Source organism: Thalassococcus lentus, from assembly GCF_028023555.1.
In the GTDB taxonomy this organism is placed as follows: domain Bacteria; phylum Pseudomonadota; class Alphaproteobacteria; order Rhodobacterales; family Rhodobacteraceae; genus Thalassococcus_A; species Thalassococcus_A lentus.
The window spans coordinates 147,081-165,098 of record NZ_JAQIOY010000002.1 but is presented as its reverse complement, the minus strand read 5'-3'; the positions used below and the strand labels follow the sequence as shown (position 1 = coordinate 165,098).

The 18,018-nt window shown below is 58.9% G+C and carries 17 protein-coding genes; 10 read left to right on the top strand and 7 right to left on the bottom strand.

What is annotated here, in order from left to right:
- Positions 1-14: 14 nt before the first annotated feature.
- The 4 genes from PFY00_RS05900 to pyrH all read right to left on the bottom strand — a co-directional run bounded on the left by PFY00_RS05900 (position 15) and on the right by pyrH (position 3,063).
- Positions 15-803, bottom strand: a complete 789-nt coding sequence (locus PFY00_RS05900) for a phosphatidate cytidylyltransferase (protein WP_271431612.1) — start codon at positions 801-803, stop codon at positions 15-17.
- A complete protein-coding gene (locus PFY00_RS05895; RefSeq protein ID WP_271431611.1) occupies positions 800-1,525 on the bottom strand; it encodes an isoprenyl transferase in 726 nt (241 codons plus the stop codon). Before PFY00_RS05895 ends, PFY00_RS05900 begins: the two co-directional genes overlap by 4 nt.
- 120 nt (positions 1,526-1,645) lie before the next feature.
- Positions 1,646-2,209 carry a ribosome recycling factor gene (gene frr, locus PFY00_RS05890; protein ID WP_271431610.1) on the bottom strand — a complete coding sequence of 188 codons (564 nt, stop codon included), beginning with the start codon at positions 2,207-2,209 and terminating at the stop codon, positions 1,646-1,648.
- Positions 2,210-2,325: 116 nt separating this feature from the next.
- Positions 2,326-3,063 carry a UMP kinase gene (gene pyrH, locus PFY00_RS05885; RefSeq protein ID WP_271431609.1) on the bottom strand — a complete coding sequence of 246 codons (738 nt, stop codon included), beginning with the start codon at positions 3,061-3,063 and terminating at the stop codon, positions 2,326-2,328.
- A gap of 143 nt (positions 3,064-3,206) precedes the next feature.
- Here pyrH and miaA point away from each other — a divergent pair, with 143 nt between their 5' ends.
- From miaA to PFY00_RS05855, 6 genes are all read left to right on the top strand, one after another.
- A complete protein-coding gene (gene miaA / locus PFY00_RS05880) occupies positions 3,207-4,136 on the top strand; it encodes a tRNA (adenosine(37)-N6)-dimethylallyltransferase MiaA (protein ID WP_271431608.1) in 930 nt (309 codons plus the stop codon).
- Complete coding sequence (locus PFY00_RS05875) at positions 4,133-5,020, top strand: helix-turn-helix transcriptional regulator (RefSeq protein ID WP_271431607.1); 888 nt, start codon at positions 4,133-4,135, stop codon at positions 5,018-5,020. The genes miaA and PFY00_RS05875 overlap by 4 nt, the downstream gene beginning before the upstream one ends.
- Positions 5,021-5,274: 254 nt before the next feature.
- Positions 5,275-6,945, top strand: a complete 1,671-nt coding sequence (locus PFY00_RS05870; protein WP_271431606.1) for an ABC transporter substrate-binding protein — start codon at positions 5,275-5,277, stop codon at positions 6,943-6,945.
- Positions 6,946-7,050: 105 nt separating this feature from the next.
- Entirely contained in the window at positions 7,051-8,097 is a 1,047-nt protein-coding gene (locus PFY00_RS05865) for an ABC transporter permease (protein ID WP_271431605.1), read from the top strand.
- A gap of 10 nt (positions 8,098-8,107) precedes the next feature.
- The gene (locus PFY00_RS05860) at positions 8,108-9,301 is read left to right on the top strand and encodes an ABC transporter permease (protein WP_271431604.1); all 1,194 of its coding nucleotides are present in this window, start codon (positions 8,108-8,110) and stop codon (positions 9,299-9,301) included.
- Positions 9,302-9,401: 100 nt separating this feature from the next.
- Positions 9,402-11,486 (top strand): dipeptide ABC transporter ATP-binding protein, encoded by a 2,085-nt coding sequence (locus PFY00_RS05855; protein WP_271431603.1) that lies wholly within the window; start codon positions 9,402-9,404, stop codon positions 11,484-11,486.
- Here PFY00_RS05855 and PFY00_RS05850 read toward each other — a convergent pair.
- Both PFY00_RS05850 and PFY00_RS05845 read right to left on the bottom strand, forming a co-directional pair.
- Positions 11,467-12,474 (bottom strand): hypothetical protein, encoded by a 1,008-nt coding sequence (locus tag PFY00_RS05850; RefSeq protein WP_271431602.1) that lies wholly within the window; start codon positions 12,472-12,474, stop codon positions 11,467-11,469. The two genes, PFY00_RS05855 and PFY00_RS05850, sit on opposite strands and share 20 nt — an antisense overlap.
- A gap of 81 nt (positions 12,475-12,555) precedes the next feature.
- Positions 12,556-13,161, bottom strand: coding sequence for a lytic transglycosylase domain-containing protein (locus PFY00_RS05845; RefSeq protein ID WP_271431601.1), 606 nt, complete (start codon positions 13,159-13,161; stop codon positions 12,556-12,558).
- Positions 13,162-13,315: 154 nt separating this feature from the next.
- On the opposite strand from PFY00_RS05845, the gene ssb reads away from it, so the two are divergent.
- Positions 13,316-13,837: a single-stranded DNA-binding protein gene (ssb, locus tag PFY00_RS05840; protein WP_271431600.1), complete on the top strand. Its 522-nt coding sequence runs from the start codon at positions 13,316-13,318 to the stop codon at positions 13,835-13,837.
- Positions 13,838-14,013: 176 nt separating this feature from the next.
- Positions 14,014-15,162, top strand: coding sequence for a CaiB/BaiF CoA transferase family protein (locus PFY00_RS05835; protein ID WP_271431599.1), 1,149 nt, complete (start codon positions 14,014-14,016; stop codon positions 15,160-15,162).
- A gap of 105 nt (positions 15,163-15,267) precedes the next feature.
- Here PFY00_RS05835 and PFY00_RS05830 read toward each other — a convergent pair whose 3' ends face one another.
- Complete coding sequence (locus tag PFY00_RS05830) at positions 15,268-16,896, bottom strand: AMP-binding protein (RefSeq protein WP_271431598.1); 1,629 nt, start codon at positions 16,894-16,896, stop codon at positions 15,268-15,270.
- A 99-nt stretch (positions 16,897-16,995) separates the two neighbouring features.
- Here PFY00_RS05830 and PFY00_RS05825 point away from each other — a divergent pair, with 99 nt between their 5' ends.
- Positions 16,996-17,643: a sulfotransferase family 2 domain-containing protein gene (locus PFY00_RS05825; protein WP_271431597.1), complete on the top strand. Its 648-nt coding sequence runs from the start codon at positions 16,996-16,998 to the stop codon at positions 17,641-17,643.
- Between the two features lie 19 nt (positions 17,644-17,662).
- Entirely contained in the window at positions 17,663-17,992 is a 330-nt protein-coding gene (locus tag PFY00_RS05820; RefSeq protein WP_271431596.1) for a DMT family transporter, read from the top strand.
- The last annotated feature ends 26 nt before the right edge of the window (positions 17,993-18,018 follow it).

The window sequence follows — 18,018 nt, the reverse complement described above, 5'->3', positions numbered from 1 at the left end:
CGCCCTGCCCCGCGTTATCCAGCGCCCGGCGGAAAGCCGACCAGCAGCCCCACCAGCAAAATGAACAGCGCGGCCCCCAGCATCCCATCGAATCGATCCAGCAAGCCACCATGACCCGGGATCAGGGCCGAGCTGTCCTTGACCCCTGCCCGGCGTTTGATCGCAGATTCGGCAATATCACCCATCTGGCTTGCCATGCTGACGATGATCGAAATGAGGACCAGCCCAAAGCCAGCCCCGGTAATTGAGGCAAAAATTCCCCCGACAACCGCCGCGCTCAGCCATCCGGCTATGGCACCAGACCATGTTTTTTTCGGGCTGACGCGCGGCCAGAGTTTCGGCCCGCCGATCATGCGACCCGCGAAGTAGCCGGCAACGTCAGTGGCAATAACAACCAGCAGCAACCAGAATATCCAGACCAGCCCGAAATCATCGCGCAGCCCCATCATGCCGTAGCCTGCCAGAAGGATCAGCGCCGCGAAGACTGCATAGGTTGTCTTGCCCTTCTGCAATCTGGCCAGTCCCAATAGCGAAGGCACCAATAGAACCAAGAGCGAAATGCCTACCGGCAAATACACCGCGACGAACGAGGCCAAGCCAGCGGCCGCAGCCAGCGCATATTGGCTCTGCTTGCGCGCAGGATCGAGCATGCACACCAGTTCCCAGATCATAATGCCGCATGCGGCCGCAATCAAAGCGTGAAACCAGATGCCGCCCAGCCAGACACCAACGCCGGCAATGACAATCATCACTACGCCAGAGCCAACGCGCGCCTTCAAGTCATCCCAGTTTGATCCGCTCATGCTTTAACCGCCCCGTAGCGCCGCTCGCGTCCACCAAAGGACCCAACCAGACGCCCCAATTCCTCGGCTGTGAAGTCAGGCCAAAGTGTATCGACGAATTCGTATTCCGCATAGGCCGACTGCCAAAGCAGGAAGTTTGAAATCCGCGCCTCACCACTGGTTCGGATCACCAGATCAGGATCGGGCAGCACCCGTGTATCAAGGTACTTTGGCAGTGTTTCTTCGTTCACGTTCTCGGGCAGCAAATGGCCGTCTGCCACATCCTGCGCCAAGCGCCGGGTGGCGCGTGCCACCTCATCGCGCCCGCCGTAGTTCAGAGCGATGGTCAGGTTCACACCGGTGCAAGGTTCCGTCATGCGCTCGAGTTCATCCATCAGCGCAATCAGCTTTTTGTCCAGCCGAACACGATCCCCGATAAAACGCACCCGCACGTTTTCATCCCGAAGGGCCTTGGCCTCTTTGGCGATGTAACGCCGGAACAGGCTCATCAATCCGGCGACTTCAACCTGTGTCCGCTTCCAGTTTTCAGTCGAAAATGCGAATATTGTCAGGTACTTGACGCCAATCTTTGGGCAGGCTTCGACGACTTCGCGGACCCGTTTGGCACCCGCGTGGTGCCCAAACAACCGCGGCCTGCGCCGCTGTGTCGCCCAACGGCCATTGCCGTCCATGATGATGGCCACATGTCGAGGGCCATCGGTGTCACGGATCGGATCAGCCATTCAATCACTTTCGTTGAGAAGTCACGTCAGCACCACTTCTAGCGCAAACATCTGCAAATCGGAAAGGCACTTGGCCGAAAGACGCCAACGCGCCGCCCGGCCAGAGCCAATAGGCCCAAATCAGACCTGCATGATTTCTTCTTGCTTGGTCTCAAGCGACTCATCGATGCGCTTGATAAAGGCATCGGTCAGATCCTGAACTTCGGATTCCCAGAATTTCTGATCGTCTTCGGACATACCGTCGGCTTTGGCCTTCTTGATCTGATCCATACCGTCGCGGCGCACGTTGCGGACAGACACCCGCGCACTTTCGGCGTATTGGCCAGCAACCTTGCCCAGCTCGCGGCGGCGTTCTTCGTTCAGTTCCGGGATTGGCAACATGATGATGGTGCCGTTCAGCTGTGGATTGATCCCCAGCCCGCTTTCACGGATCGCCTTTTCAACCTTGCCGACAAGGCCCTTGTCCCAGACGTTGACTGTAACCATCCGCGGTTCGGGAACGTTCACTGTTCCGACCTGGTTGATCGGGGTCATCGACCCGTAGGCGTCAACCATCACTGGCTCCAGCATGGACGCCGAAGCGCGGCCGGTGCGCAGTGAGGCAAATTCGGTGCGCAGATTGCTCATGGCGCCTTCCATGCGGCGCTTGATATCGTCGGTATCCAGTTCAAAATCGTCTGACATAGGTCGTCTTTCCCTGACTGTCTCAGCACCGCTTTGCGCGGCATTTCATGCGTGTTTAACCCGTACAAGGCCACAAGGGAAAGCCTATCGCCGTCCAATGCCCTTGGAATCCCGGGTTATTTCCCTTCGCCCACCCAGGTAAAGGTGCCGCTGCCCGCCAGAATGCCCCGGAAACCACCCGGCTCATCGAGCGAAAACACGATGATTGGCAAATTATTGTCCCGCGCCAATGCAATGGCTGAGGCATCCATCACCTTCAGATTTTTGGCAAGGCAATCATCATAGCTGACAGTGTCATACCGCACAGCATCGTCGTGTTTGACAGGATCTTTGTCATAGACGCCGTCCACCTTGGTGCCTTTGAAGATCGCCTCACAAGCCATTTCATTTGCACGCAAAGTCGCGGCGGTGTCCGTGGTGAAATACGGATTGCCGGTGCCCGCTGCGAAGATGCAGACGCGCTTTTTCTCAAGATGGCGCACCGCGCGGCGGCGAATATAAGGTTCGGCCACTTCGTCCATGCGGATTGCGCTGATGACCCGCGTGAACACACCCAGCCCTTCCAACGCCGATTGCATGGCAAGCGCATTCATCACGGTTGCCAGCATGCCCATGTAGTCCGCTGTAGTGCGCTCCATTCCCTGCGCACTGCCGGCCAACCCGCGAAAGATGTTGCCGCCACCAATAACCATACAGATTTCAACGCCCTGATCGTGCACCGATTTCACTTCGCGTGCGATCCGTTCAACGGTCGGCGGATGCAGACCAAACCCTTGGTCCCCCATCAACGCTTCGCCGGAAATCTTTAGCATGACCCGTTTGAACGCGGTCTTTTCCGTGCTGCCCTCACTCATGTTGCGCTCCGCCTTTGCCCGGTTATATGTGTGCTCTATCTTTGGCGGAAAATCGTTGCCTCTGCAATGGCATGCGTCCGCCTTCCGCAGGGTCAGATCGGGGAAATGACACACCCGCCCGATCGTCCAGCCAGAGGACAGGCATGGCGCATCCAAAGGTCTTCCAAACTTGCCTTGAGCGGTTATCCCCAGATCGTCCGGTTCTGATTGCGGGCCCGACCGCCAGTGGGAAATCCGCGCTCGCTCTGGCCATCGCGCAGGCACAGGGCGGTGTCGTTGTAAACGCAGACGCCATTCAGGTGTTCGACGACTGGCGCATTCTGACGGCGCGCCCGTCGCCCGGCGACGAAGCCCTGGCGACACATCTGTTATACGGCCACGTTCCCGGCGATCAGGCCTATTCCGTGGGGCATTGGCTCAAACAGGTTGCACCGCTTCTCAAACCCGGCGCGCGCCGCCCCATCATCGTTGGCGGGACCGGTTTGTATTTTTCAGCGCTGACCGAAGGACTGGCCGACATTCCGCCGACACCGGCAGAGATTCGCAGCGCGGGTGAGACACGACTGGCGTCAGAGGGTCTGGCTGCCCTTATCGGCACGTTGGATAAATCGACACGGGACAGAATCGATCTGGCCAATCCGGCGCGTGTAATGCGGGCCTGGGAAGTCTTGCAAACCACGGGCCGGGGCCTTGCCGACTGGCAGGACGACACGCCACCGCCGCTGTTGCCGCTGACGCAGGCGCAACCGATCCTGTTCGACGCGCCCAAGGACTGGCTGACACCGCGCATTGAAATGCGCTTTGGGCAGATGATCGAACAAGGCGCTCTGGACGAGGCCCGCGCAAACCTGCCCGATTGGAGCCCGTCCCGGCCATCCGCCAAGGCAATCGGCGCTTCAGAGCTGATCGCACACCTAAAAGGTGAGATTAGCTTGCAAGACGCCTGTGAACGCGCGACCATCCTGACGCGCCAATTTGCCAAACGGCAGCGCACATGGTTCCGCGCCCGAATGGGCCGCTGGGCCCGCGTTTCGGTGCCAGAAGACAGCTATCTCGAGGCCCCCTCTGCATGAGCAACATTCCCAGCTTTCTGCGTAAAGGCGCGGCCATGCCGCCGCCCCCGCCAAAGCGCTCAAGCCAAGAGGCGCAACCCGTTGTTCGCGCCGGCTCATTTGCTCTGATCGCGCAGCCCGCGCCATGGCGGTTTGCACTGACGCATGACCGCAGCGAAGATTTGCTGCTGATGATCACCCGCGGTCAGGGCCGTGTTACCGTGGGCGGTGTTAGGCTCGGGCTTGGGTTGAACCACGCCGTATTCGTGCCCGGCGGAACCCTTTTTTCGCTGGATATTCCCAGCAACACGCAGGCTTTGTTGGCCACGTTTCCCCGATTTTCCCCCGGAGATGGCCCTCAGGAATCGCTACATCTTGCCGTTCGCGACAGTCTCGCTCAGGCCGAGCTGACCGGGTACATCGATTCGATGCGCCGTGAGCTATCCCAGGGCCGCCCAGACCACGACTCGGCTGTTGGCGCCTATATCCGGCTGATTGGCGTCTGGCTGCGTCGGCAGGTCGAGGCTGGAGAAACGGTCAACCAGAAAACGAACGCGGCCCGGCGCCTCAGCAGACGCTACGCGCAGGCCGTCGCACGCGGATTTCGCAGCGATCGGCTGGTGAATGACTATGCCAGCGCTCTGGATGTGACGACGACGCACCTGACGCGCGTGTGCAAGTCGAGCTGCGGGAAAACAGCCGCAGACCTGCTGACCGAGCGCAAGTTGCACGCGGCGCGCGTGGCGTTGGAATTGCCCAGCCCTCCTATCAAACAGATTGCGGAAGATCTGGGGTTTCATTCATCCGCTTATTTCACACGGTTCATCAAGAACCAGACCGGACAGGCCCCCAGCGCCTTGAGACGTCAGGCCAAACCCCAAAGGCCCGCTCCGATAACGGCATAACCACCCGGCCCGATCACAGCTGACGCTAGGGTAATTGTGAGCGGAATCCGCTTGCCTTTCCGGTGCTGTCGCTTTTGTATCAGAGTTATGTCGCTTTCAGACCCCATTTTGCCGAAACCGCTCGTTGACGTCCGGGATGAAAGCATGCCGAATAGGCGATGCAACGGATCACACACTATTCGGCGCTGGGATGAGAGCCGATTGAAAGCACACAGATGATCCGAACCAACGAAATGTGTCACAGGGAGAATAAGATGACGCACACCAAACAAGACGCGTGGGTGCACCCCGCCGCGGAAATGTATGCTCGCGAAATGAAAGAGGGTCACATCGACCGTCGTGAATTCATCGCGCGCTCGACCGCGCTGGGCATGACCGCAGCAGCGGCCTACACGCTCGGCGGCCTCGGCTCACCTGCTCAGGCGGCTGGCCACGCACAGTCCGGCGGTACAATCCGCATCCAAAACGAAGTGCGTCTGCACAAAGATCCGCGCACATATGACTGGACACAGATGGCCTTCGTGACTGCGGGCACTCTGGAGTATCTGGTCGAGTATAACTCGGATGGCTCGTTCCGCGGCATGCTGGTCGAAAGCTGGGCGGCCAATGACGACGCCACAGTTTACACTCTGAACGTTCGCAAGGGCATCAAGTGGAACAACGGTGACGACTTCACCTCTGCCGACGTTGCGCGCATGGTCGAGCGCTGGTGTGACAAGTCCGTCGAAGGCAACTCGATGGCTGGCCGCATGGCGACCCTGATCGATGCCGACAGCGGCAAACTGGCTGACGGCGTGGTCACCATCGTGGACGACCACACCCTGACGCTGACACTGCCAACGCCAGACATCAGCATCATCGCTGGTATGGCTGACTATCCGGCAGCGGTTGTGCACTCCAGCTATGATCCGAACGCCAACATCAGCGAACTCGTAGGCACTGGCCCGATGGTGATTGAATCGCTCGAAGTCGGCAAGAAAGCCGTACTGGTCAAAGGCGATCACCCATGGTGGGGCAACGACGCGTTCGAAGAAGGTGGCTTCTACCTCGATCGTATCGAATACATCGACTATGGCACCGACCCTGCTGCATGGGTTGCGGCGGCCGAAGCGGACGAAGTGGACATGTTCTACGAATCCGTTGGTGACTTCATCGATATCCTGGATGCCATCGGCTACCAGCGTTCCGAGGTTGTAACCGGCGCGACCGTTGTTATCCGTCCAAACCAGCAGGCCGAAGTTGACGGCATGAAGCCATACGCCGACAAGCGCGTGCGTCAGGCCCTTGCCATGGCCGTCGACAACCAGGTTTGCCTTGAGCTGGGCTACTCGGGTCGCGGTGTTGCAGCGGACAACCACCACGTCGCGCCTGTGCACCCTGAGTACAACCCCGATGCAGGCCGTCTGCCGATGGACCCCGCCAAGGCCAAGGCCCTGATGGATGAAGCCGGCATGGGCGACTACGAGCACGAACTGCTGTCGATCGACGATGACTGGCGCAAGAACACAACTGATGCGGTTGCCGCTCAGCTGCGTGACGCGGGCATCAAGGTCAAGCGGACCGTTCTGCCCGGCACCACCTTCTGGAACGACTGGGCGAAGTATCCGTTCAGCTCGACCAACTGGAACCACCGTCCGCTGGGCACACAGGTTCTGGCCTTGGCCTACCGTTCCGGCGAAGCGTGGAACGAATCCGGCTTTGCCAACGAAGAGTTCGACAGCCTGCTGTCCGAAGCCAACTCTTTGGCAGACGTCGAAGCGCGCCGCGAAGTCATGGGCAAGCTGCAGTCGATCATGGTCGAAGAAGGCGTGACGATCCAGCCATACTGGCGTTCGCTCTACCGCCACGCCAAGCCAGAGCTGATGGGCACGGACATGCACATCGCATACCTGCCACAGATCTATAAGTACGGCTGGAAAGCCTAATACTTTCAAAAGATTGCGGGCCGCTCCTAAAGGGGCGGCCCGTTTCGAATTGAGGGCCGCACAAGAACGGCCCCAACCAAACAACGCCCAGCCGCAGGGGGTGCAATGGGACTTTTTATCATTCGGCGATTGGGGATTATGTTGCTGACGGCGCTTTGCCTGACGTTCATCGTCTTCTTTCTGACCAACCTTTATCCAAACCTAGAAAAGCTCGCCAAGACGCAAGGCAACTTCCGCATGTCCGAAGAGGAAGTGGACAGTTGGCTGACGAACCGCGGCTACTTGCAACCGACGGGCGTGAAATATGGCCAGTGGCTGGGCGTGCTGCCGGGCTACGTGATTGAAGGCCCTGATGGCACGATCCGCGGCAAGTGTATCCGGGAAGGCATAGCGCCCGAAGAGGCCCCGACCTTTTGCGGCGTATTGCAGGGCGACTGGGGCTATTCCACGGTCTTTCAGGAATTTGCAGGCGGTATTATCGGAACCGCGCTGGCTTTGACCGGCAAGCTGATGTTCTGGGTCATGGTCCTGATGGTGCCCTCGGCGCTGCTGCTGGGGGTTCTGGCGGGCATGCGGGAAGGCTCAGCAACCGACCGAACGCTCTCAACGGTGGCCATTACGACGACGGCAACGCCCGAATATGTCTCGGGGGTTATTCTGATCGCGGTCTTTGCGTCCTCGGCTGTTGGCCTGAAGTGGTTCAAGGGAACCGCCACGCAGGCCATGGATAACGCCAACTTTGAGAACTTCTTTCTACCGGTGCTGACCATTGCGCTTTACGGCATGGGATACATCGCACGCATGACCCGGGCCTCGATGGCCGAGGTCATGACCGCGCAATACATCCGCACAGCCCGTCTCAAGGGCGTCAGCTTTCCGAACATCGTGATCAAACATGCGCTGCGCAATGCACTGATCGCCCCCTTCACGGTGATCATGCTGCAGTTTCCATGGCTGTTGAACGGTGTCGTGATCGTTGAAACCCTGTTCAACTACAAAGGCTTTGGCTGGACCCTCGTTCAGGCCGCCGGCAACAACGATATCGAACTGCTCTTGGGCGTGTCGGTTGTGTCGGTCTTTGTGGTGCTCATCACGCAGCTGATTTCGGATATCGGCTACGTTTACCTAAACCCACGCATCAGCGTGAACTGAGGAGACAATCATGGATCCGCTTTCCTGGGGCGAAATCTTCGTCCGCGTCCTTGCCCAGTTCACACCCGTCTGGATCGCACTCGTTTTGCTCTTTGTTGTGTCGATCCTCTATAAACGGCGGCTGGGTCTTTATGGTAAAATGTTCGACAGCATCATCGGCATGATCGGTTTTGCACTGGTGATGTTCTGGGTGTTCACAGGCATCTTTGGTGCCATGGATCTGATCGTGACCAGTGACAGCCTCAAGCAAATCGCTTCGATGAAAAACAAGGTGCCCGGCTGGGCGATCTCGGGCGCTGAAGAGGGCCAATACCCCTACTATCTCTTTGGCGGTGACAATCTCGGGCGTGACGTCTTTAGTCGAATGATCGATGGCGCGTGGGTTGTCGTGCAGATTGCACCACTGGCCACGCTGTTTGCCTTTATGGTTGGCATCACGCTGGGCCTGCCCGCCGGGTACTACGGCGGACGGCTGGACACGTTCCTTTCGTTTCTTGCCAACCTGATCCTCGCCTTTCCGGTGATCTTGCTCTTCTACCTTCTGGTCACACCGGAAATCATCGCGACCGGTATTCCCAACTACATGGCGACCTTCCTGTTCATCTTCCCGATCGTCTTTGCGGCGGTGCTGTTGAACTCGCGCTATCACACACGGCCAAGACTGCGCACACCACTGCTGATTGGCGTGTTGGGTGTGATGGGCTGGCTGTACCTGTCGCTGATCTCGGAAGTCGGATCAAAGGTGCATGTCATCCCCGGCTTTGCCGATCTGTTTGACGTCCCGTCCGGCATTTTGGTGGTCTTCGTGTCGGTTGTCTTTGTCAACTCGCCCACGGTCTTCAGGATCGTGCGGGGCCTGACCATGGACATCAAGACACGGGATTATGTTGCGGCCGCACAGACCCGTGGCGAAGGGCCTTGGTACATCATGCTTTGGGAAATCCTGCCCAATGCACGTGGGCCGCTGATCGTCGATTTCTGTCTGCGCATTGGCTATACCACGATCCTTTTGGGCACCTTGGGCTTCTTTGGGCTTGGCCTGCCACCGGAAAGCCCGGACTGGGGAACAACAATCAACGACGGACGCCGCCTGCTGCAGATCTACCTTCACCCGGCCATTGTACCGGCGCTGTCATTGCTGAGCCTTGTTCTGGGTCTGAACCTTTTGGCGGACGGCCTGCGCGAAGAAAGCCTGCGCGACTGACTTCACAGGGTGGACCGGGGGCCAGCCCCCGGACCCCCGGGATATTTCTGGCACAAAGAAACCCGCAGGGGTTCGGTGCCACCCGTATGGGAGAGACGACATGAAAGATGCCTATGACGGCCCGATCCTGGAGATCGACAAGCTTTCGATTTCCTTTTTCACGCGCCTGCGCGAAATCCCCGCCGTGATGGACTTTTCCGTAGCCGTTCAACCGGGCGAGGCCGTGGGTCTTGTCGGAGAATCCGGTTGCGGCAAGAGCACCGTGGCGCTGGGCGTCATGCAGGACCTTGGCAAGAATGGCCGTGTTGTCGGCGGATCGATCAAGTTCAAGGGACGGGATCTGGGGCAGATGAGCGCCGAAGAACTGCGGGACATCCGTGGCTCTGAGATCGCGATGATCTATCAGGAACCCATGGCCAGCCTGAACCCGGCCATGAAGATCGGGCGTCAGTTGATGGAAGTACCGATGATCCATCGCGGCGCATCCGAGCAGGAAGCCTATGACCGGGCCTTGCAGGTTGTCACCGATGTGAAGTTGCCGGACCCGAAACGCATTCTGGATGCCTATCCACACCAGCTGTCGGGCGGACAACAGCAGCGCATCGTGATCGCGATGGCCCTGATGGCCGAACCGTCGCTGCTGATTTTGGATGAACCGACAACTGCTCTGGACGTAACTGTGGAAGCCGCGGTTGTGGAACTGGTCAAGGAACTGGGCAAGAAATACGGCACCTCGATGCTGTTCATTTCGCACAATCTCGGGCTGGTGCTGGAAACCTGTGACCGCCTGTGCGTGATGTATTCCGGCGAAGCCGTTGAACGCGGCTCCATTGAGGATGTGTTCGACGAAATGCAGCACCCCTACACACAGGCGCTGTTCCGGTCGATCCCCCTGCCCGGCGCTGACAAGAATGCGCGTCCGTTGCGCGCTATTCCCGGCAACTTCCCTTTGCCGCATGAACGGCCAAACGGATGTAATTTCGGTCCGCGCTGCGACTACTTTGAGGCCGGTCGCTGCGATGCGCAGGACATCCCCATGTCAGATGTGCCCGGCAACGATCGTCATGCCACACGCTGTCTGAAGTTCCAGGAAATCGACTGGGATGCGCCAATGGACGTTGGCGAGACCTCGCAGAAACCGGAGCCCGGTCAGGTCGTTCTGAAAATGGACAACCTCAAGAAATACTATCAGGTCGCGGCCAATGCGCTGTTCGGCAAGTCCGGGGATGTGCGCGTGGTCAAAGCCAATGAAACGCTCAGTTTCGAGGCGCGCGAAAGTGAAACGCTGGCGATTGTCGGCGAATCCGGATGTGGTAAATCCACCTTTGCCAAGGTTTTGATGGGGCTTGAGACTGCGACCGAAGGGAAGATCATTCTCGACAATCGCGAAATTCAGGACACCGCGATCCAGCAACGTGACACTAAGACGGTCGCCGACGTTCAGATGGTGTTCCAGAATCCCTTTGATACGTTGAACCCCTCCATGACGGTTGGGCGCCAGATCATGCGGGCGCTCGAGATCTTCGGGATTGGCGAATCCGAGGATGACCGCCGCGATCGTATGCTGCGCTTGCTCGACCTGGTGAAATTGCCGCGCGAGTTTGCCGACCGCATGCCCAGGCAGCTGTCCGGCGGGCAGAAACAGCGTGTTGGCATTGCCCGGGCCTTTGCCGGTGATGCACGGATCGTCGTCGCAGATGAGCCGGTTTCAGCGCTGGATGTCTCCGTGCAGGCCGCCGTGACCGATCTGTTGATGGAAATTCAGCGTGAACACAAAACCACACTGCTGTTCATCAGCCACGACCTGTCGATCGTCCGCTACCTGAGCGACCGGGTGATGGTGATGTATCTCGGGCATGTGGTCGAACTGGGCACAACGGATCAGGTCTTTGCGCCGCCCTATCACCCATACACCGAGGCGTTGCTGTCGGCGGTACCTATCGCGGACACCTCGGTTGAAAAGGAACACATCGTTCTTGAAGGCGACATCCCTTCGGCGATGAACCCACCCTCTGGCTGTCCTTTCCAGACCCGGTGCCGCTGGAAAACGCGTGTCGGCGGCGGGCTTTGTGAAAAGGAAGTTCCGCCCGTTCGGGTCATGGCAGATGGTCATCAGATCAAATGCCATCTCGATGATGCCGTGCTCGACGAAATGCAGCCTGTGATCAAAGTGGCCGCTGAGTAGCCATTTTCGCATTGGCGGCAATCTCATCAAGATCGCTGGCAGCGCCCCGTTTGAGGGCGCGCTGCTGGCCTCTGCGTGATTTTCGTACATAGAACGGCGAAATCACGGACGCAGAGAGCAGCATTTTTTGATTGGACAGAGAAAGCGGTTCATCCAGCCGGAAATCCGCATATGTGTCCGTCAGGGCGCTGGGTCGCGCTGCGAATTGCAGCCCGCCGATGTCCAAGGTGGCGTGCAATGCGGCAACCGATTGCCTCAGCGCGTCATCGCCTGCCTGCGCCGCAGGCTCAAAGCGAAAACCGCCGCGTCCCAAGGTGACAACATGGCCGGAAACCGTCGCTTTGCCCGCCTCGATGCTGGCAGGGATCAGACACATCTTTCTGTTGTAGAACAGAGCCATAGCCTGCCGGTACGCAAAGTCCGTGAGATAGAGCAGGATGATAAAGCTGCCCAAGGCACCCATCAGCATTCCAGCCTGAGCAGAACGACTGTTCACCAAGCCCGACAGCCAACCACCATCGCCATCCTCATCGCCAGTCAGCCAGCCGGCGACATTCATCCAAGCCGTGTCAGCCTGCTGTGTTTCACAGACTGCGATCAGCGCGCTGTCCATCTGACTGAGCAACGCCTGTACCGTCGCGGGGCGCTGCACAAACCCTTCAGCGGCCAGTTGCTGCCCCTGTGCCAGCAAATCCAGCGCCAGCGGCTGAAGCTCGCGCTGCCCTGCCTCTGACAGGTCACGCATCAAATCTGTCTCAGCCGAGCCAGACAAAAGATCCCGTACCGCCTGACTCTGACGCGGAGCCGCTGTGGATTGCACCGCAGCAGTGGACAGATGCAAGGTCAGTTGTTGGAGCGTTTGCGGCAATTGGCATGCGGTAGCCGGGTTCGCCAAAACAGCCAACAAAGCCGCCGCCGCCAACGTCCATCGAAGCGCGACCTGACATCGCAGCAAATACCGAATTGTCCATGGATTGCCCTGCGCCATGCTCTGCCTGCCGTGATTGTCCCGGCCTGCAAACTGGCAGCAAAATTATAATGAAGGGCTAACAAAAAGGGGCTGCCCTGATCAGCTGCCCCAAATGATTTTCACATAATTGCGTGTTTCGCGGTAAGGCGGGATGCCACCGTGTTTTTGCACGGCTCCCGGACCCGCATTGTAGGCAGCCAGAGCCAAACGCCACGATCCAAAAGTGCGGTATTGCTCCTTGAGATAACGGGCGCCACCTTCGAGATTCTGTTTGGGATCATGCGGGTTAACGCCCAGCTGTTTCGCAGTGCCGGGCATCAACTGTGCCAGACCGATTGCCCCGGCATGAGACTTTGCCTTTGGGTTGAACCGGCTTTCCTGATTGACCAGACGCAGGAACAGGTCCTCCGGCACGCCGTGCTTGCGCGCAGCGGCCCGGGCCATGTCGGCGTAAACACCTTTGTAGCTTCCGCGATACGCCGGAATACGGCCCTCTTTGAGAGTGCCATACTTGGTCGGCGTGACAACGGTTGGTGGCTTCAGCCGCACCGAATTATTGTATTGCTGACGGGCCCGGTTATCCAGAACGCGGGTCTGACTGTCAAAGATGCGCGCACGGCCCTGCGTAGCCAAAACGTCGGCAACGGCGGTTTCACCAACCAGTGCGGCCAATGCCAGCACGGTCACTACAGCCCGTTTACCCATTATGCCCCCATTAACCCTGTCACGTCATTCTAATGGGGCGACTATAGCGTTTTTTGGCCGGACCGCCAGTCTGCATCCGTTCCTGCTCGCCCAGCCCGGGCGGCTGTTGTAGGGTCTGGCGAACATCCGCCGATAGATTCGAAAGGAAGAGGTTATGGCAGGCTCCGTCAACAAGGTGATCCTTATCGGGAATCTCGGCCGCGACCCCGAAGTGCGCACGTTCCAGAACGGCGGCAAGGTCTGCAATCTTCGCATTGCGACCTCCGAAAACTGGAAAGACCGCAACACCGGGGAACGGCGCGAACGTACCGAATGGCATTCCGTCGCGATCTTCAATGAAAACCTGGCGCGTCTGGCCGAACAGTACCTGCGCAAAGGCTCCAAGGTTTACATCGAGGGCAAGCTGGAAACCCGCAAATGGCAGGATCAATCCGGTCAGGACCGGTATTCAACCGAAGTGGTCCTGCGCCCCTATGCTGGCGAAATGACCTTTCTCGATGGTCGTGACGGCGGCAGCGGCGGTGGTGGCGGCGGTGGCGGCAGCTACGGTGGCGACTACGGCGGTGGCGGCGGCAACGTCGGCTATGATGAGGGCGGCTATGGCGGTGGCTCGGGTGGTGGATCGGCACCGGCGCGCGCGCCATCCCGTGACATCGACGACGAAATCCCGTTCTAGGCAACGCATCCGCATTGTTGAACACAAAGGCCGCTCCTTCAGCGGCCTTTTTTCTGTTCAGGGCCCGGCTGTCATCGGCAAACCGGCGCGTGAGTTGAGAAAAGAGCTTGCAAACAACCCCGCGCATGCGCTCCCCTTATCCTGAGCAGCCCCTACAAACAAACGCGAGAATCGCAATGACACAGCCGCTGGAAGGCGTAACGGTTCTGGACATGACCCATGTTCTGGCAGGCCCCTTTTGCACTATGACTCTTGGCGATCTGGGGGCAACCGTGATCAAGGTCGAGCGCCCGCAAACCGGTGACGACACCCGCGCCTTCCCCCCCTTCAAAGACGGAAAGAGCGCATATTTCGCCGCCATCAATCATGGCAAGTCCTCGATCGCACTCGACCTGAAGTCCGAAGAAGACCGCGTTATCTTTGAAAAGCTGCTGACCCGCGCCGATGTATTGGTCGAAAACTTCAGACCCGGCGTGATGGATCGGCTTGGTTATGGCTGGGATACCCTGCACAAGGCCTTTCCGCACTTGATTTACGGCGCAGTCTCCGGCTTTGGCCATACAGGCCCCGATGCCAAGCGTCCGGCCTATGATATGGTCGTTCAGGCCCGTGGCGGGGTCATGTCGATTACTGGAGAGAAAGGCCGCGATCCTGTGCGCGTTGGCGCCTCGATCGGGGATATTGTCGCCGGCATGTTCCTGGCGCAGGGATTGCTGGCCGCGCTTCTCGACCGCACGCAAACCGGCAAAGGCCGCAAGGTTGACGTGGCAATGCTGGACTCGCAATTGGCCATCCTCGAACACGCCATCGCCCTGACCACCGTGACCGGACAGGCCCCCGAGCCATCGGGCGCACGCCACCCGTCAATCACCCCTTTCGAAACCTTTCATGCCTCTGACGGATTGTTCGTGATCGCCGCCGGAAATGACAAACTCTTCGAAAAACTCTGCATAACGCTGAACCTTCCTCTCTGGGATGATCCGCGCTTTGCCACCAACGCCGCGCGTTGCGAAAACGCCCGCCTGCTCAAACGGCTGATCGAAGCCATCACTCTGGACGACACCCGCTCCAGCTGGATTGCAAAACTGACCGCGGCAGGCATTCCAACCGGGCCAATTCAATCGGTCGATCAGGTGCTCAAGGACCCACAACTCATAGCGCGCAACATGATCGTCGATGTGCTCGATAAAAATGGCCGGGTGACGTACAAGGCCGCGGGCAATCCGATCAAGATGACCGATGCGCCCGATCCGACAACCCGCGCCCCGGCCCCGGACCTTGACGGCAACCGCGGGGAAATCCTGCGCTGGCTCGACGAAGCCTAGCGCTGGACAATCCGCAACACGGTTTCTTTGTGCCCAAAATATCCCGGGGAGTTTGAGGGGCAGAGCCCCTCAACCGGTCGCCGCAGCATGGCTGCGGCGAAATCGCTACAAATCTGCAGCCAGCTTGCGCAACTCGAACTTCTGGATTTTGCCAGTCGAGGTTTTGGGCAATTCCTGAAACACAACCTTCTTGGGCGTCTTGAAACCGGCCAACTGGCTGCGGGCAAATGCCATCAGTTCCGCTTCATCCGCGCTGGCGCCTGCCTTCAATTCAACGAAGGCGCAGGGCACCTCGCCCCATTTTTCGTCAGGCTTGGCAACGACCGCGCAAAGGCTGACCGCCTCATGTCCCATCAGACAGCCTTCCACTTCGACGGATGAAATATTCTCGCCCCCCGAAATGATGATGTCCTTGGCGCGGTCGGCAATCTGCACATAGCTGTCATCATGCATCACCGCGATATCGCCGGAATGAAAATAGCCGCCCGCAAAGGCCTCGGCGGTGGCATCTGGGTTCTTGAGATACCCTTTCATCACCGAATTGCCCCGGATCATGATCTCGCCTTTGCTGGCACCATCCTTTGGCACATCACTCATGGCCTCATCGGTGACCCGGATATTCTCCATCATGGGAAAGGCCACACCCTGTCGGGCCTTGATCCCTGCCTTCTCGCCCGGTTCGAGCGCGCCCCAGCGATCTTCCTGCCAGACGCATTCGGTGACGTGGCCGTAGGTTTCAGTCAGCCCGTAGACCTGCATCACCGAAAACCCGAGCGGTTCGATCTTGGCCAGCGTCGCCGGGGCGGGCGGTGCTCCGGCAGTAAAGACTTTCACTTCGTGCTCAAAGCTCCGCCGCTCGCTGTCGTCGGCGTTTACGATCATGTTCAGCACAATCGGCGCGCCGCCGAAATGCGTCACACCTTCATCGGCAATCGCCGTGTAGATCGCCGTGGCCGTCACATCGCGGCAGCATACGACCCGCCCACCGATCATCGGCATCAGCCACGTGTGGTTCCAGCCATTGCAATGAAACAGCGGAACAATCGTCAGATAGCTCGCGTGCAAGGGCAACTGCCAGCTGACGACAGTGCCCATGCACATCAGATAAGCACCCCGGTGATGATAGACCACGCCCTTGGGACGACCGGTGGTTCCTGAGGTATAGTTCAGCGCCAGGCTTTCCCACTCATCCTCAGGCATATGCCACGCGGCATCGGGATCGCCCTGCTCCAGCAGCGCCTCATAGGTCAGATGCGCGCCGGACGCCGGAAAACCGGCCTCGTCATCCGCCACCTCGATAAGTTTGGGGGCCGGGCCGTCCATGCGCTCGATTGCCTGCATCGCGACACCGATGAACTGTGGATCGGCCAGCAGAACCTTGGCCTCGCCGTGATCCAGAATGTAGGCGACCGTGTCGACATCCAGTCGGGTGTTGATGGTATTGAGAACCGCGCCGCAGGCTGGAACGCCAAAATGCGCCTCAGCTTGCGCCGGAATATTCGGCAACATCGTTGCGACCACATCACCGGGCGCCACGCCAAGACCGCTCAAGGCCGAGGCAAGTCGGCTGGCACGCGCATGATACTGCGCATAGTTGGCCCGATGTGCGCCGTAGACGACAGCGGGCTTTTCCGGCCAGACCCGGGCCGCACGTTGCAAAAACGAAAGCGGGCTCAGCGGCACATGATTTGCCGCGCATTTGTCCAGACCGGTCTCATCTCTCATCCAACCCATGGCGCTCTCCTCCTTCGCGCGATTTGCGGGATAATGTCGCGCCTTTTCGCCAGTGAAAAGCACTTTCAACACGCCGTTGCATCGGCATAGGGTGAAGCCATGATAATTTCGCCCGGCCGCAGGTTCATCTTTGTTCACATACCCAAAACCGGGGGCACATCGCTTGCCACCGCGCTCGAATCGCGGGCCATGGCTGATGACATTCTGATCGGAGACACCCCCAAGGCCCAAAAGCGCAAAAACCGCCTGAAAAAGCTGAATGCGCGGGGCCGAATCTGGAAGCATTCGACCCTCGCCGACATCGATGGTGTCCTGAGCCCGGATGAAATCAGTGCGATGTTCTGCTTTGCTCTGGTACGTAACCCATGGGACCGGCTGGTGAGCTATTACCATTGGCTGCGCACGCAACAATTCGAGCATCCGGCCGTTGCGTTGTCTCAGGCCCTGCCCTTCGACAAATTTCTGGCCCACCCAAACACCATGGGCAGCCTGTCGGCCTGGCCATCCGAACGCTATCTGACAGATATCGGCGGCACGTTGCATGACGGGCTGTTCATCCGGCTCGAACATTTCGCCAGCGATGTGGCCCCGCTTGAGCAACATCTTGGCTTTGCATTGAAGATGCCGCACGAAAACCGCTCGACCCATGGCGATTTCAGATCATATTACACCGATGATCTGGCGGATCTCGTCTCGCAACTTTGTGCAGATGACATCGCGCGCTTTGATTATCGCTTTGATCCGTAACCGCAGCAAAGGCCATGCCATGCCCTATTTGATCCTCATTCTTGCGGTTGCCGCCGAGACCATCGGCACCACGGCCTTGCAAGCCAGTCAGGCCTTTACGCGACCTTTGCCGTCTTTGCTGGTTGTGGTGGCCTATGCCGCGGCGTTTTATCTGCTGGGTCACGCCCTGAAATATTTCCCGGTCGGGGTGGCCTATGCCATCTGGTCGGGTCTGGGCATCGTGCTAATCGCGGCCATCGGGTTCGTCGTCTTTGGCCAGAAACTCGATTGGCCTGCCATGCTCGGGCTTGCGATGATCCTTGGCGGCATTCTGGTCATTCATTTGTTCTCGCAAACAGCGCAGCACTGAGGGCCGAACGGCCACATAATCGGCCT